The sequence below is a fragment of the Pseudomonas sp. ERMR1:02 genome, assembly GCF_002277815.1.
Classification (GTDB): domain Bacteria; phylum Pseudomonadota; class Gammaproteobacteria; order Pseudomonadales; family Pseudomonadaceae; genus Aquipseudomonas.
In genome coordinates, this window is record NZ_NKJI01000003.1 from 307,987 (window position 1) to 322,320 (window position 14,334).

16 protein-coding genes and 1 pseudogene are annotated in these 14,334 nt (G+C 51.3%); 5 read left to right on the top strand and 12 right to left on the bottom strand.

Going from position 1 to position 14,334, the window contains the following annotated elements:
- Positions 1 to 5 precede the first annotated feature (5 nt).
- From CES87_RS34180 to CES87_RS34190, 4 genes and pseudogenes are all read right to left on the bottom strand, one after another.
- Positions 6 to 74, bottom strand: a pseudogene (locus CES87_RS34180) (hypothetical protein); the annotation flags it as partial.
- A gap of 57 nt (positions 75 to 131) precedes the next feature.
- Positions 132 to 386, bottom strand: a complete 255-nt coding sequence (locus CES87_RS07525; RefSeq protein ID WP_128605630.1) for a colicin E3-like toxin immunity protein — start codon at positions 384 to 386, stop codon at positions 132 to 134.
- A 7-nt stretch (positions 387 to 393) separates the two neighbouring features.
- On the bottom strand, positions 394 to 1,140 hold the full coding sequence (locus CES87_RS34185; RefSeq protein WP_371858189.1) for an S-type pyocin domain-containing protein: 747 nt from the start codon (positions 1,138 to 1,140) through the stop codon (positions 394 to 396).
- Between the two features lie 47 nt (positions 1,141 to 1,187).
- A complete protein-coding gene (locus CES87_RS34190) occupies positions 1,188 to 1,619 on the bottom strand; it encodes a hypothetical protein (protein ID WP_371858184.1) in 432 nt (143 codons plus the stop codon).
- 286 nt (positions 1,620 to 1,905) lie between these two features.
- Between CES87_RS34190 and CES87_RS07535 the strand changes: the two genes are divergently transcribed.
- Together CES87_RS07535 and CES87_RS07540 are read left to right on the top strand one after the other, a co-directional pair.
- Positions 1,906 to 2,127, top strand: a complete 222-nt coding sequence (locus CES87_RS07535; protein WP_128605631.1) for a type II toxin-antitoxin system Phd/YefM family antitoxin — start codon at positions 1,906 to 1,908, stop codon at positions 2,125 to 2,127.
- Between the two features lie 33 nt (positions 2,128 to 2,160).
- On the top strand, positions 2,161 to 2,532 hold the full coding sequence (locus CES87_RS07540) for a type II toxin-antitoxin system VapC family toxin (protein WP_256590846.1): 372 nt from the start codon (positions 2,161 to 2,163) through the stop codon (positions 2,530 to 2,532).
- A gap of 257 nt (positions 2,533 to 2,789) precedes the next feature.
- Here the strand turns inward: CES87_RS07540 and CES87_RS07545 are convergent, their stop codons facing one another.
- The 7 genes from CES87_RS07545 to CES87_RS07575 all read right to left on the bottom strand — a co-directional run bounded on the left by CES87_RS07545 (position 2,790) and on the right by CES87_RS07575 (position 11,484).
- Positions 2,790 to 3,299, bottom strand: coding sequence for a Bro-N domain-containing protein (locus tag CES87_RS07545; RefSeq protein WP_128605633.1), 510 nt, complete (start codon positions 3,297 to 3,299; stop codon positions 2,790 to 2,792).
- A 733-nt stretch (positions 3,300 to 4,032) separates the two neighbouring features.
- Positions 4,033 to 4,944 (bottom strand): PD-(D/E)XK motif protein, encoded by a 912-nt coding sequence (locus tag CES87_RS07550; RefSeq protein ID WP_128605634.1) that lies wholly within the window; start codon positions 4,942 to 4,944, stop codon positions 4,033 to 4,035.
- The gene (locus CES87_RS07555; protein ID WP_128605635.1) at positions 4,945 to 5,643 is read right to left on the bottom strand and encodes a hypothetical protein; all 699 of its coding nucleotides are present in this window, start codon (positions 5,641 to 5,643) and stop codon (positions 4,945 to 4,947) included. It lies immediately after the preceding gene.
- On the bottom strand, positions 5,640 to 6,611 hold the full coding sequence (locus CES87_RS07560; protein WP_128605636.1) for a hypothetical protein: 972 nt from the start codon (positions 6,609 to 6,611) through the stop codon (positions 5,640 to 5,642). The genes CES87_RS07555 and CES87_RS07560 overlap by 4 nt, the downstream gene beginning before the upstream one ends.
- On the bottom strand, positions 6,608 to 8,086 hold the full coding sequence (locus tag CES87_RS07565; protein ID WP_128605637.1) for a hypothetical protein: 1,479 nt from the start codon (positions 8,084 to 8,086) through the stop codon (positions 6,608 to 6,610). The genes CES87_RS07560 and CES87_RS07565 overlap by 4 nt, the downstream gene beginning before the upstream one ends.
- Entirely contained in the window at positions 8,029 to 8,667 is a 639-nt protein-coding gene (locus CES87_RS07570) for a hypothetical protein (protein ID WP_128605638.1), read from the bottom strand. The genes CES87_RS07565 and CES87_RS07570 overlap by 58 nt, the downstream gene beginning before the upstream one ends.
- Before the next feature lie 3 nt (positions 8,668 to 8,670).
- Complete coding sequence (locus tag CES87_RS07575) at positions 8,671 to 11,484, bottom strand: Z1 domain-containing protein (RefSeq protein ID WP_128605639.1); 2,814 nt, start codon at positions 11,482 to 11,484, stop codon at positions 8,671 to 8,673.
- Between the two features lie 97 nt (positions 11,485 to 11,581).
- Between CES87_RS07575 and CES87_RS32965 the strand changes: the two genes are divergently transcribed.
- Positions 11,582 to 11,710 carry a hypothetical protein gene (locus CES87_RS32965; protein ID WP_256590847.1) on the top strand — a complete coding sequence of 43 codons (129 nt, stop codon included), beginning with the start codon at positions 11,582 to 11,584 and terminating at the stop codon, positions 11,708 to 11,710.
- A gap of 293 nt (positions 11,711 to 12,003) precedes the next feature.
- Here the strand turns inward: CES87_RS32965 and CES87_RS07580 are convergent, their stop codons facing one another.
- Positions 12,004 to 12,459, bottom strand: a complete 456-nt coding sequence (locus tag CES87_RS07580) for a very short patch repair endonuclease (RefSeq protein ID WP_128605640.1) — start codon at positions 12,457 to 12,459, stop codon at positions 12,004 to 12,006.
- On the opposite strand from CES87_RS07580, the gene CES87_RS07585 reads away from it, so the two are divergent.
- Complete coding sequence (locus CES87_RS07585; RefSeq protein WP_322784177.1) at positions 12,458 to 13,927, top strand: DNA cytosine methyltransferase; 1,470 nt, start codon at positions 12,458 to 12,460, stop codon at positions 13,925 to 13,927. The two genes, CES87_RS07580 and CES87_RS07585, sit on opposite strands and share 2 nt — an antisense overlap.
- Positions 13,843 to 14,151 (top strand): DNA cytosine methyltransferase, encoded by a 309-nt coding sequence (locus CES87_RS34195; protein WP_322784178.1) that lies wholly within the window; start codon positions 13,843 to 13,845, stop codon positions 14,149 to 14,151. Before CES87_RS07585 ends, CES87_RS34195 begins: the two co-directional genes overlap by 85 nt.
- The last annotated feature ends 183 nt before the right edge of the window (positions 14,152 to 14,334 follow it).

Sequence of the window (14,334 nt, forward strand, 5' to 3'; positions counted from 1 at the left end):
TTTCTTTAGGTTTTTCTACCAGATTTGGCAGGCTTGGTCTGTTTCCCCGTTTCAGAATTTAACTCGCCTAAGTGCTTTCCTTATTTGGCATAAAATTCGACTGTCCCGTGTTGGCTGTCCCACTCCCTGAACTACCATTTGTCACGATAGATGAACGCCACTTGGTAATCATAGAAAGACATTCGAATGCTATGGAGGAAGTGGGGTTGCAGCGTGCTGACCCAATGAGGGGCAACGTCAAAACCACCGTTGTTCATATTGTTTTCGATAGGCATGCCAAGAGCCTCAATCACAGAGCCATCATCGCCAAAATCTTGCGACAACTCTTCTCCTTCGCCAAGCGCAGTTTCCTTGTCGTACCATTCAAGTCTAATTTTCAGTCCCATATAGCCCTCATAGATATTTCCTGATGCTTCGATTCTTTTTTGGGGGATCCAGTTGTTCACCGGTTTTATGATCGAATGAGCCAAGGTGGCTACCGTCACTTGCGCGATACGCCTCCAGTTCACCGTGGAGGAAATCCCACTCGTATATAGTTCTACCCTTTACATCAATCCAGCGATCCCGGAGACCGCCCTTGTAAGGAGTTTTCTTCTTTGCTCTCTTCAAGTCGGGGAATGCAGTTATGTCCTCTGTTTCTGGAGCAGGATGGTACGCATGGCCAGCTTCGGCAGTGCCTTTGCCGCGAACACTCATCACAATATAAACCGGCTTCACGCCCGAACCCGCCGGAAACACAAGAATGAAATCCTTGTACTCAGGCGGATAGATGGGATTCACGATGATGGCGTCAGCCTGTTTCGTGGGCGGGTAAACCCAGATGTGCGGTGCTTGCGGGGCGGCTTCCAGTTTGGGGATGCCGAGGATGTCGGAGCCGTCGACGGCAGGGGTCCAGATCAGTTCGATACCTTCGCCGAGGTCAGCGACATATTCGCTGCCGCGCGAAGCGATCTGCACCACATCGACCATTTCCCAGTCACGGTTCTTGCCGGTGTAGAAGCCGTAGCCTTTGAGACTGCCGTCAGCCTGTTGTTCGACTTGTAGGCGCACGCGGGTGCGAGCCTGTGTAAGAGCGCGCAGTTGGTCTTCGGAGTAGATGGCGCTGTCGCCGAGGCTGGGTGTCCAGAACACCGCGACCACGCCGGCCAATGCAGCCGTTGCTGCAGCGCCGAGTGCAGCCGCCGCGCCTATGACCGGGACGACGAGCGCTGGAGCGCGAAGTGCAAGTTGCCGAGGCCAAGCGAAAGGGTGGAGCCACTGATCGTTTGCAGATTCAGCAGCCCAACATCGTCAACCTCACGAGCACCGAGCCAGGCGATCTCGCCGTAGTCCTCAAGGCTGTCGGTCGGCACCATTCCCGAAGCATTGGAGTAGTTGATGATTGCGTCCGGCAGCTTGCAGGACTTGGCGAAGACGCAACCGGCTGGAGGTGTTTTCTGCTTTTCCTCGACGACTTTACGGCTGCGTTCGAAGGCGTCTTGCCTTGCAAGCATGTCGTCCCAAACTTTTTGTCTGGCTTCCCGCTCGACCAGTTCAGTGGCCGACATAACGCGGTAGGTGACGTGATGCCCGTCTCCCGTCGGTTTGTTTCTAACCTTGATGCCCGTAGTGTCAGCCACTGACTGTCCTTGTGTGTTCGTCCTTCGGTAGCCCTTGGAAAGGGCTGCGCGACGTTAACGAACCGGATAAGTCGTGGCTGTAGGATGTGTCTCGAATGACGCTAGGAGTTGTCGCTGTTTCTCAGGATGGCAGCGAAGTGCTTTTGCGACTCGCCGCTTTTACAGGCGTGAGCGCGTTGTCTGTTCTGCAATGCGGAGGATCTGCCTGACAGACGGTCAGCTCGATACCTTGCCTTCAGAAAATCACCAGCTTAGTCTAGCTTAGCTAACTCTATCGAGGTGCCATATGAATGAACTGGTGCAAGTAAACATGCACGAAGCAAAATCCCAACTCTCCCAACTTGCAGAACGTGCATGGCACGGCGACAAGGTTGTGATTGCCAAGGCCGGCAAGCCTTACCTGGATCTGTTGCCTCATGTCGATACACCTCGGGTGCGCAAGCCTGGGCGTTTGAAGGGAAGATTCGGATGTCTGCGGATTTCGACAAGACCCCGAGGACATCATTGATGGATTTGAGGGCAGCCTATGAGGCGCTTGTTATTGGATACTCATGCGTTTCTTTGGTGGTTGTCCGATGATCCTGCGCTAGGCGTAGTTGCTCGACAAATGATTGGGGAGCCACGTAATCAGGTCCTGGTGAGCGCCGCTTCGATCTGGGAGATATCGATCAAGCAGGCGAAAGGAATGCTAGAGGCTCCAGAGGATCTAGAGGCGCTGGTTGAGGACGAGGGTTTTACCAAACTGCCGATTTCGCTATTCCATGGACAGCAAGCGGGCAAGTTACCGGAGATTCATCGCGATCCGTTTGATCGGATGTTGATTGCCCAGGCTCAGGCGGAAGGGCTGGAGTTGGTCACAGCGGACGGGATTATTCCTCAGTATGGTGTACGGGTGGTTTCGGCAAGGTTATGAGGGGGCGGGATACTGATGTTTCCAAACCCGCCGCAGATCCCCGTGTGTGCGAGCCTGCTCGCGATTCCCAAACTCACCGCCCCTCTCAAGCCGACCACCAACCTGTGGCGAGGGAGCTTGCTCCCGCTGGGTCACGTAGTGGCCCCAAAACGAGCATTCGCGGTACATCAGGTAAACCGCGCTGCGCGGATTGGCGAATGCCAACATAAAAAATCCGCTGCCTGAAAATCAAACAGCGGATTTTTATGTGGACGAAATCAGAATCCGCGCATCAATCGCGACACCTTCCGCCACCACGATTCACGCCGATTGAACTGATCACCCGCCAGCAAACACGGCATATCCCGCAACCGAATCCACGGCTCATCCTGCCAGTGCAGCATGCTGAGTGACATCTGCGGCCAACTCAGCACACTCAACGTCGGACGCTCGATGGACCGCAACGGTCGGGCATCACGCAAGGCAGGCACCACCTGACGCGTCAGCCACTCACGAAGTTGTCGATACTCGGGGCAGTAGTGATAGATCAACAGCGCGTACACACCGGATTCACTCACCACCAAGCGTTCTTCGGCTGTGCCGTAGGTCTCGATAAACATCATCTGCCATTGATCAGCGTCGAGCTTGCGCAGCATGCGCTCGTCAAGAAACTCACCCATCAAACGACCCAGCTCATGGGCGCAGAACCAGGGTTGGTTCTCCACCAAAAGTGCATGCAGGTGAGTTCTATGGCGAATGAACAGAGTCGGTACAAGTGGCTCAGGCATGGCGTACCTCCAAGAGCGGAAGCACGGGATTCGAACGGCGGGAACGGCGAGTCACCTTCATCGTGAAGGTTCGATAGTCAGGCATTTCCTTTACCTCTGGCTGCTTTCTTAGGGCATTCGTTAAGGGTGTCGGGAGCTAAGAAACCCACCAGAGACGGGCCGGACATATTCCCCTTTCGGGTCTTGTATTCGCCCACTCCCGACATAACGGGGATTTTCTCGCAGGCGTAAAGAAACCGCAGGCGAAAAAAAGCCGCATGACTGTCGGGTGCGGAGGACCGCTCTGGTTGAGGCGTTTCTTAGGCGCCGAATTAAGAGCCTAGGGGTTCAATGACGGTCGGTCAACCCTTCAAAAACGTTCATCATTTTTTTTGCAGTAAGTTTAAATTTAACGAGGTACGTTTGAGGTTACGGTAAAGGGGGACGAATTGCCGACACACGCTGCGATCGGCCTATCATTGTCTCTGTGGAAATTGGAAATACTTTTTGGTGTCCGGAGCCAAACGCTCGAGGCACTTCACTATCGACTATGTTCTGAGCTTTGGCTCCAGCCAGAGGGTTATATTGAGTTCGATTAAGACAGCCGTGGATGTATATTTTTGAGTAATCCTACAGGTGCTCGGCTGGACGCCAGTTAAAGCAGAGTGACATTCTCATATCTGAATGTAGATATGAGAATGTCTTAATGCGGGCTGTTTGATTTCGCTTTTGGCATTTTGCCCGCCCCATTGCATCAGAATTGCTGATGGGCCAACCCAGACAGGTCCACTTGGTACTCTACGTGTACTACCCCCGCAGGGAGAACTCCTGCGAGAAAACTATCAGGCGTAATTTTGGGAAAATCCGCGTTTACATGGAAGAGCAGCGCCTCTAGAACGTTGAAAGACTCCTTTCGTGCAGAGCAACCTGCCTCGAGTCCGCAACGCAATAGCGCATCCTCTAGCAACTTCTTCGAAACCCCTGCGTCGATCAGACGTTTGCATACCGCATCAATCGAATCTCCCGAAGTAGCAGGCTCAAAACGGTAATGGAGCAAATTTAAAGGTTTTCCAGAGGAAAGCGCGAGCTGGAATTGTCCTGATACGTGGATACGCGTGTCGTAACGGCTGATCGTCGACTTCACCTCATAACCCGCGGCGTCCGTATGTATGTCGACTGCGCCGCCGAAAGGTCCGCGCCAGTCGAAGTTCAAGCCTTGATCAATCAGTTTTTCTATTGCAAGCAGCTCGGCCAGCGTGTCGTAACTGCTGCGGTTTACCAGCGCGTTTCCCATCAGGTGCCGCCAGCGTTCCCACCATGACAAAGGATCTCCAACTAACTCCTGTCTTGTCACATTTTCCTTACCTGCCGCAACCATATGCTCGCAGATAACTCCGAATTCATTTCGCAACCATTCGGTTGAAGATTCGAGCCTTAGGAAACGTCTAACTTGGCCCTCCACAAGGCGTTCGACTGTTCTTAGGTGAGCCCCGGCGAATCCTTCGGATAAGCTTATGTCGACATGCAACTCGATTGCTACTCCAAAAACTCCCCCTTCTCTAAAAATCCATGCCGGACAGGTGTCGGGTAAAGCTTCGATAGGCAGCATCCGTCCGCTGTGATCTAGGTTAGCGAAGCCTTGGCGTATCTCACTAAGTAGATCCATCTATTTCTCCGTTTTAAGTTGGAGTCTGGTATCAAGGCAACCTGCCTCGTTAAATAACGCTTTAGCGTAGCCCTCCAAACCTCCCTCGCAGCAGGAAGGTTCAACAACCAGTACCTTGGCGGTGTTCAGTTTCATCACTGCGCGAAACTGATCCTGAGATGGTTTCCGCAAATAGCGCTCCATGAAGAGTGAGCGTGTGAGTTCGACTCTGAAACCGGATCTACCTGGTCGTTCCACTAACTGCACCACTGTATCGGTGGTTACGGTTTTGAGAACAGCCTTGGTCGCCTCTTCTGTCCCTTGCCACGTGAGGTGCACAGTCCACCAGGTGGCTCGAAGCCAGATGCGGCTACGGCCCTGCCAGTAACGAACCGCAGAGCCATTTTCCCATCGGCTTTTCACTAAGTCAGGAACTAGTTTCAGGGAGAGGAATCGCCAGAAGCCATCGTCCGCAGCTGTGCGCAAACTCATGCCTTCTGAAGCAAGAATTCTGTAGAGGATATTCCCAACTTCAATGTCGTAAAGGCCGGCTCCCAACTTCTTATCTCTGCCATCCTTGTAGAAGGGTATTTCCGCCAAAAGCAAACCTCGAAGTCGTTGCTGTTCGGCCGTCAACCCAGTCGGAAGAAACTCATTGTTTACCACCATTTCTTCATAACGACGTCGAGACAGAGTCAAGTTCAGCGTAGGGAAGGTCATTTAGAAATCCCCGTTTCACGGATCCGGCGGTCGAACCAGCATTGTGTCGTTGCAAAAAGGGAGCTAAGGGAGCCGGTATCCAATTCACCTAGGCGAATGAAAGCAGCAACAGCATCCGCGATACTCGCAAAATCGTCTGACTGCCCATAATGATTCAGAATGGAGTCGAAGTCAGACCCCAAGTCGATTTTGACCTGATGAATAACAAGTGCAATCCAAGACGATACAACTTGTCTCATCAGCGGGCTCTGTCGATTCGGTTCAGTACGGCGCTCTCGCAATTGGTCGAAAAGCTCGTGATCTCTGTTCAATATCAGAGCTACGTAACCGCTGGAAAACGGTTCATCTCTCGGGTCACTCCACGTGGCTCTCATCTCCCAGAGGGCGCCTTCTGCACCTAAAGCTTCTTCCTGAACCGGGAACAATGAGCCATCCCCATCAATGACGATTTCAATCGGCAGAGTCAGCGGCCCTAGACGACAGCCGCGCTGGTTGGCGAGTCCAACTAAAATATCGTTGCTACCGGGATGACCCAGAAGCAGCTGGACCGTTACCAGTCCATTTCCTCGTATACTACTCGCGGGCAAATGAAGGATAAGCTCGGCTGTATCCTCACCAGAGAGAAAATTCTGCTTTGTCAATAAAAATGGCTGACTAAGCGTACGCCAGCAGGAGTCTGCCGAAGTCCATTCTAAGGCTAGGAGCAACTCTCCATCGCTTGCGGCAAGACCTCCGTCTTCAAACAGTTGCTGTAGTAATCGAGTTTTTGATATGGAGCAGCGAACAACTAGGTCGTGGGTGTCAGCACTCCAGTCACTGTCTGTGCCAAGCGTATATTGATTTTCGGAAATCGCTTTTGCGCCAGGATCTTCCCCGCTGCTGGATGTGAATCCATAACGGGTGCTGAGGCAGAAGTCTTCAGGCAAGTTGGCAGGTAGTGTTCGGTAAAGCGCCAAGGGGCTGCTCACAATCCACTCCCCGCTTTTTTCGATGCTCTTACGCCAAAGATCGGCCGTAGCGTTTTCCCTGCAACGGTGACGACCTTCATCATGAGATGGCCTTTCACATTAGAGGGTTGTTCGGACAGGTTGGCGTAAATGAGCAGCTTATTCGTGCTCTTTTCCGTGACGTTTCCCCCCAGCTTGGCTGTCCCTTGATCAACGGCGGCCAGACTGCCTGTCAAAAGATGGAATGGAAATTGACCCAGACCACTTTCGGCCCATGCGTCTGCTGAAATAGGGCCTGCCTCTGAATCTACTTCAACAAAAATTTCCCTTGGTGACTTCGAATCTTCGGAACCCCAAAGGAGAGTCCAACCGATCGACAGGCCGTCTGCGACATATGCGACATCTTGAATTTCAAGTACCGGTCCTGCCAGAGAGACGCGACGCGGACCACTCTCTGTGTCGAAGTGCTTTAATGAAGGCGCCGCTTTACCACCCCTGCCATCTGAACCGAACCCTCGCGCCGGAAGTAGAAGGTCGGCAAGATTCCGGGCCATGCGAATCGATGGCTTTACCGTTGAATTTGCAGGAGGGCGCAGACCGAAGTCTCTGAGAGTCTTGCCACATGCGGTACGGATTTTTTCGACGATTCGCATGCCACTTATATCGACCCATGCAGCATGGTCGGCTCGTTCACAGCTGCGCAAATATCCTTCTAAATGCTGGGCAGATCTAGCGTAGCCACGCTGGTCCGAAGGCTGTAAAAGTCTGTCAGGCTGAGGAACAAAGAGAGCAATCATATGCGACCCGTCTGGTGAACCCGAGAAACCTCCAGCCCAACCTCGACTTTCTGTACTGTCATCCCAGCAGATACTCATTCCAGGTTTTCGCATAAAAGTCACGATAGGGCGATACGGAGCCGCAGTTTCACAGTGGCCGAATACACATAAACCAGGGCTTAGATTGTTGTGGGGCGCTCCCATGCCCAGTTGCTCCGCCGTAAGTAGTGCTGCAACTAGTAGGCCGGCAGATCCACCATCGAGGAACTCATTGCGCAAAAAAATATGCTTGCGAATTATATTTTCTGACTGAACCCCCTGCTGGGAGAAATAATCGTTGATTGGAACATTTTCGGACACAGCGCGGTTATAGAGGGATTGAGTTGCGCGAAAAACGGGGAGCATCTGGCGTTGATAAATAGCCTGACCATTGACCCTCGCGGCAAGATATGACCCTCCTATAAAAGCCGGGTTATCGATGCGGGCACAAAACCAGCGCTGCAAGGCAATGCGAATGTATGTCTCGTAGTTTTGGTACCACCAAGGTCGCGGTCCATTTTCTTTGTCAAACGCAGGGATCAGATCTTTCCGGAGAAAGGGGATGAGGATTGATGTACCCGTTATATCTCCAATAAAGGGTTCAACACCGAGCTTTTCGAGAACTAGATGGATTTGCTCTGGCGAGGTGACGGGACGCAACTCTTCTTCTGCCCCCACCATGCTATTCCAGTTCGACTTGCCTGCTGAAGTCGATCAGTCCGTGTTTCGTCCTCAACCAGACTAGCTACAAGGCGTTCTTCAAAACCTTCGCCGGACCTGATGCGGCTGTAGTAGATAACAAGGCCCGAGCCCATCTGGAAATAGCAGGTTTTTCCAAGTCCCCAAGATCCGCCGGCCGCATTATCTCGTCGAGTTCGACCAATTTCGAATACGAGCTTCAATAAATTGCCGTGAGGTGCATCACCTTCAACCGAGCCAAAAGTCAGCGGCCCTGTCAAACCCTCCGTCATCGAATCGCGGATTTCGAGCATCGTCTCTTTGTCGGCATATCGATCATATATAGCCGACACATCGATACCTTCGCCAAAGACCGATGCAATAGCTTGGGTGGACGATTCACGCAGGTTGAAATCTACTTGTACTGGCGCGTTAGAGGCTCTAGCGCGTCCAGCGTCCAGAGCGTTCTGCACAGACTCTCGGATAAGGAGGTCCAGACGGGGCATTTCTTCGTTCTGCATTGCGCGGAGTAAAAAAGCCCCCGACTCCTGCATGGGTTGTAATGGCAAACCATAGTATTTCATTGGTTATACCTCAGCTCCGGTATCGTCCAAATCGTCTTCTGTGCTGACAAGCGACGGAGGAATTTTTACCGTGAGATGCGTTGCATAGGTCCGCTTTTTCTTTTCACCGCCTGGTAGCCACAAACTGACGCCTACGATGTCCGACGCAGCGTTGAGAGAGTCGCGGCGCCTACTATTTGATTTCAAAGAGGATACGTCCCGAGAATACTCACTGACGCTGTCGATCAAATAGAAAAGGAGCTGCGGAATACCTCCTACCCCGCCTGAGGCTCGCATCCTGTCGATCTCACCATTATCGAAATTTGAATCTGAAGCCTTAAATCCATCAGGAAGCTTGGCATCAGCTAGCAGATCTCTCGGGTCGCGCAAAGCACCGATGGACACCCCATCATCCGAACGGGCCGTGACGATTCGGCTTCGGTTAACCAGTCCTATTACCCCTCCCGGTAGCTCCCAAGACCTTTTCTTACCGGAGTTCCCGGCCACAACTACGTTCCAATAGTTGTACCCCGCATCAGCTTCATGTTGCTCGAGCCACTTTAAAAAGGGGGTGATGTCCGAAAAAAACTGGTTGCCAGAGTGGAACTCGAAACTACTCAAGAACCCCGCCACTTCCGCGACAGGCACATTCCGCCAGACAAGACTGTTGCCGTTACCTCTTTCGCCGTCCTTGTTGCGATCCCTAAGAAAGGCTTCAGTAAGGAGACGATTTTTGTTCAATATTTTCTCTGCATGGTCTCCGTCGTGAAAGAGAGTCGTTTGGCGGTTTATGCCGGAAAAGTCGAAGTCCGCCGTGACGGTTTTCTGCATCTTATTTGGAGCGGTTGGTCTGAGCCAGGCCATACGAGGATGCACGCGTACCCTTGGGCCGAACTCGGAAGGTCGGGATCCTCCGTGCATGAATCGCTCTAGATCGTCGCGTAAATCTTCCTCAGCGATCGTCATGAACTCGTACCGTTCTCTGGTTTCACAAGGCATCCATATCCTAGGCAAGAGCTCATAGCCTCGTCGATATCCGAACCATCGTCCCATTTGCATCAGTGAATCGGCTTGAGCAGAGGCGCGCAGGAAAAATGTGCTGACTAGGTTTTCAATGGTTAACCCTCGGGAAAGGGTGCCACCCCCAATCACAATGAATGCTGAAGCGAAGTCAAGTTGATCTGATGCGTCCGGATAAAAAAGCCGCCGGACTTCATTTTCGTCATTTATACCGTTATTTGCGCAGTTATCTACGCAGATATGAATTCCTTTGTGGTAAGTCCGCTCCTGCTGATCGTCGAGCTCAATCGCTGTAATTTTCAGCAGCAGGGCCTTGATTTCAGGAAAAATAGTATTGAAATCTGGAAGCTCATTGATCGTGTCAAGCCGACCATAGCCACGAAAACGTTCCGAGAAATCCAGTCTGTCTAGATCTGAAGTTACGGAATTCCATAGCAACGAACATTCTGACCGGAAACGAGCTTCATCGACATTGCAGGTCTGTGCGCAGATATCAAGGAACCCCCGCACCGCGCGCTCCATATTTGTATGGTGCAGCTGCTTGGAACTGGTGTGCACAAGCATACTGACAGGTTTTCGGGCTCCACTTACGCGTATTGTGGCAACACAGCAGAGGAACCACAGCAAGCTTCGCTCGAGCGTAGCGGGTAACTCTGTCTTTTTTCCATGGTGTAGCTCATCTATTTTTCCCAAGTCATCCTTCGGCACATCGAGAACAATGCCAAGTGGATCTCGCCCCGCTTCAAGATGGCCAAAAATCTGCACGGGGCCGAAATGTTCATTTGACTGCTCAAGGGCTACGATAAAATCCTCAGGATATAACGTCTTCCCAGGCCCTTCATTTAGGAAATTTGCTGCAGGGGTCGCGGTGTAAGCAACGTAGTTGACGCTCTGCAGAGGCAGGTTGACGAGTCGAAGAATGAGCTTGTTAATCTTCGAGCGCTCTTCCTTCGACACTTGCCCGGTATTGATGCCTGCCTGATCGGCTTCGTCATCGATGATTACAAGCCGCATCTGCTTCATCGCGACCTTATGAGCTTCGATCCACTCGATAAGATGCTTTAAGCGAGAAGGATTCTTCAGGCAAACGATCATATGCCGATCAGGTCGTCCAGGCTCGAACTGCATATTTTCCGCCCTGTTGCCGTACGGGCTGTCCTTGGAAGGGTGATCAATCGATTTCCAGTTCAGATTACCGGGGAGAAAGAGATCTTTGATCAAGCGCTCGCGTGTCTGGATACGCAAGTTCTCTAAGGTTCCGGTCAATACGACGAACAGGTTCCAGCGATGGTCGGCAGCCATGGAAATTAGGCCAGCCATGTTTGCCGTTTTCCCGGACTGCACATGACCTACTACTAAGCCCTTCACTGGGCCCCGACTGCTGGTGTCGGTGCGAAGATAGCGAAGAACTCTAAGGGCTGCTGTTTCGATATTCTGAACTGACGTTTCGTTCCAATCCTGCTTGTGCAAGTGCGCTCGGTAAAGCTGCCATGCACTGTGTGGGTCGCTGGGAACCTGCACGTCTGGCTCTGCCTCTTCGGCACCTACAACTACTAGCGGACGGGTAGCGACAAGAGATCTCTGTTCGGCAAGCTGTTTCGCGTTGATGATTTCACGCCAACGCAGTGCTCTTTCTTCAGGGCTGCTTCCCAACGAGGGCCACCCCTGCAGCTCCTCCTGCTCAAGGAACCAATTGTTTAGGTCTTCTGGCGTCTTTCCAAGAGAGGGAAGCTCTTCCCAGCTTTTGCCTCTCTGGCGCCACCTTTCAATGAAGGTTCTGCAAAGATCGTACGCTGGGTCAATACTGATATTAGACATTGGCTTCCCTACTCTCGTGCAATTCGGGGGGCAAGACGCCTAACGGCGTCGCAGATTTTGCGCATGAATAGTGGCATAGCGCCGGTAGGCATGCAAAATGGATGGCTTTTTTGAAGGCGTGATCATTCACTCCGACTGGCTGAAAACTGGCAGCTGGCGCATTGCCTTGGCTAGTGATCCTGCCCGAGACATTCTCAATCCGTTCAACGGAACGAGTCATGCTTGAGTGATTGCGGCGATTAAGAGTATGAAATGCATATTAATAGACAGTGGTGGTGCGTATGGACCCAGCATGACTCTATTTAGTCCGGTCGATGATGAGTCGTTGCGAAACTGGTTCAAGCACAGTGCTTTGACTTTTTGGAGGCACTCCTTACAAAAATTTTCATCACGAAGCGCAAGTATTTCTGCACCTGCTAATCCGCGTGGAGGGACGAATACACAACGTATTTTCATGATGGCGAGGTGTAGCCTGCAGCGCTGAGCTAGAAGAAATCAGTTATCTGCTATGACAGATCATCAGCTAACCGGCACAGGAAAGTTGGGCCAGGAAACGTATTTTTGATTACAATCCGGGACGGCTTCCAGAAGCCAGTTCAATTCTGATTCAGGCCCGCGGATACCACACTCCCAAAGCTCGAAGACGCGCCAACCCTCCTGTAGCAGTTCGGTTTTGTTCCTAAGGTCGCGTTTCACGTTCTGGTCGAATTTCAATCGCCAGAATTCTTCACGGGTCCGAGGGGTTGTGGCGTAGCGACATCCAGGGTGTCTGTGCCAGAAGCACCCATGAACAAAAATGCAGACGTTGTAGCGAGGAAGCACTACGTCTGGTCGACCAGGAAGCTTCCGAGAATGCAATCGATACCTGAAGCCATGCCGATGCAGAAGCTTCCGTACCTTCATCTCGGGAGATGTATCGCTGCCGCGAATAGCGGCCATCATTCGAGATCTGACTTCTTTACTGACTATGTCCATGACTGAGCCCCAGATGAATTTGCCGTTAGGCCGAGATACAGCTACCGATTGCAGCACTGAGCTTTCGAAGCCAATCCAGATAGTCGATCTTTTTGCGGGTCCAGGAGGGCTTGGCGAGGGGTTTGCCTCCTCGGGTGATGGAGCTCGGTTCGAAATCGTGGTCTCAGCCGAAATGGACCCTATTGCTCGGGAGACGCTAAAGCTTAGAGCGTTCTATAGGTTGCTGAAGCTGAAGCAGCCTGATCGGCTTTGCGATTACTACGATTTTTGCAACGGCCTTAGCGAGACTCCTTTCAGTAATTTAAGCAAACCCCTGTGGTTTGAGGCTGAACAAGAGGCTAGGTGCATCACTTTGGGGTCGGAAAAAGGTGACGTAGAACTCGATAAGATTCTCGACGATCGACTCGAAGATCGACCTTGGGTCCTGATTGGTGGTCCTCCCTGTCAAGCCTATTCAATCGTAGGTCGATCAAGAAATCTGGGAAAAGCCGATTACAGTGCAGAAAATGATCATCGCCATTTCCTCTACAAAGAATATCTGCGAATCATCAAAGAAAGAAAACCTGCAGTTTTCGTGATGGAAAATGTAAAGGGCATCCTATCTTCGAAAATTGCCGGGAAAAGTATATTCACGCAAATATTGCAGGACCTTACTGATCCTAACAAGGCTCTTGGTGACCCTGTATCAGGTAGAAAGTATCGTATTTGTTCTCTCGTGACTGGTCAGTCCTTTGGTCCTGGTGACGATGTTAATAAGGTGGATTCTCGTGGCTTTATAATTAAATCTGAGGAGCATGGCATTCCCCAAGCTAGGCATCGGGTAATCTTAATAGGTATCGCCTTGGATGATGCGGGGAACATCCCCGAGTACGGATGCGTTCCCGAGATTAATGGACGGGTCAGCACGAAGCAGGTTCTAGATGATCTCCCTGAGCTGCGAAGCCGACTGACCAAGCAGCGTGATGACAGCGAAGCTTGGTATACAGAAGTTGCAAACCAACTCGATCAGCTGAGATCTGAAGTTGACGGCAGAGTAGAGCCGAAACTTGATGCTGCGATGAAAATTGCGCGTGATGCACTTTTTTCAACCTCTTTAGATGTTGGGGCGCTTCGAGTAGCCCGCCGTAAGGGAGATGGAAGAACTGGCGATAAAAATCTGGACCGATGGTATCGCGATGATAATCTAAAGTATTGGCTGAATCACGATGCTCGTGGGCACATGTCTTCAGATTTGCGTAGATACATGTTTGCTAGTGTTTATGCTCGGGCCTATAAAACCTCTCCGAAAGGGCATCAACAGTTTAGCCTATCAGGTCTTGCACCTGCTCATAAGAACTGGGAAAGTGGCAAGTTTAGTGATCGTTTCAGAGTTCAACTAGAGGGGTGCCTGCAACGACTGTCACTAGTCATATATCTAAGGATGGTCACTATTTTATCCATTATGACCCTAAACAATGTCGGAGCTTGACAGTAAGAGAGGCTGCGCGCCTTCAGACTTTTCCTGATAATTACTTTTTTCAAGGTAATCGAACACAGCAGTTTCATCAGGTCGGAAATGCAGTGCCGCCGTTATTGGCAAATAAAATTGCCTCGGTTGTTTACGCCGTGGTGTGTAAAAAAATTCAAGGCAAAGAACCAGAGCTTTATCGTGATATTCGCGTATCGCCAGTGGGGTTGACTGAAAACGCATAAAGTGACACGAAAATGTATGTAGTTTGATGCTTAAAAGGGGAGTCCTAAAAAGTGATAGGCTCCCGGTTGTAGCATGCATGGCAGGTACTAGCTAAGATCCTGCTATCTATATGCTAAGTTTGACTCTCCTTTTGCGAAGATGGTTTTATTATTGCTATTTTTATTGATTTTATGAAGTGCATT

What these genes read in the sequence shown, in the direction of transcription:
- CES87_RS07525 (WP_128605630.1), bottom strand. Translation starts at nt 386, where the DNA reads ATGGGACTGAAAATTAGACTTGAATGGTACGACAAGGAAACTGCGCTT.
- CES87_RS07535 (WP_128605631.1), top strand. Translation starts at nt 1,906, where the DNA reads ATGAATGAACTGGTGCAAGTAAACATGCACGAAGCAAAATCCCAACTC.
- CES87_RS07545 (WP_128605633.1), bottom strand. Translation starts at nt 3,299, where the DNA reads ATGCCTGAGCCACTTGTACCGACTCTGTTCATTCGCCATAGAACTCAC.
- CES87_RS07550 (WP_128605634.1), bottom strand. Translation starts at nt 4,944, where the DNA reads ATGGATCTACTTAGTGAGATACGCCAAGGCTTCGCTAACCTAGATCAC.
- CES87_RS07555 (WP_128605635.1), bottom strand. Translation starts at nt 5,643, where the DNA reads ATGACCTTCCCTACGCTGAACTTGACTCTGTCTCGACGTCGTTATGAA.
- CES87_RS07565 (WP_128605637.1), bottom strand. Translation starts at nt 8,086, where the DNA reads ATGGTGGGGGCAGAAGAAGAGTTGCGTCCCGTCACCTCGCCAGAGCAA.
- CES87_RS07570 (WP_128605638.1), bottom strand. Translation starts at nt 8,667, where the DNA reads ATGAAATACTATGGTTTGCCATTACAACCCATGCAGGAGTCGGGGGCT.
- CES87_RS07575 (WP_128605639.1), bottom strand. Translation starts at nt 11,484, where the DNA reads ATGTCTAATATCAGTATTGACCCAGCGTACGATCTTTGCAGAACCTTC.
- CES87_RS32965 (WP_256590847.1), top strand. Translation starts at nt 11,582, where the DNA reads ATGGATGGCTTTTTTGAAGGCGTGATCATTCACTCCGACTGGCTGAAA.
- CES87_RS07585 (WP_322784177.1), top strand. Translation starts at nt 12,458, where the DNA reads ATGACTGAGCCCCAGATGAATTTGCCGTTAGGCCGAGATACAGCTACC.
- CES87_RS07580 (WP_128605640.1), bottom strand. Translation starts at nt 12,459, where the DNA reads ATGGACATAGTCAGTAAAGAAGTCAGATCTCGAATGATGGCCGCTATT.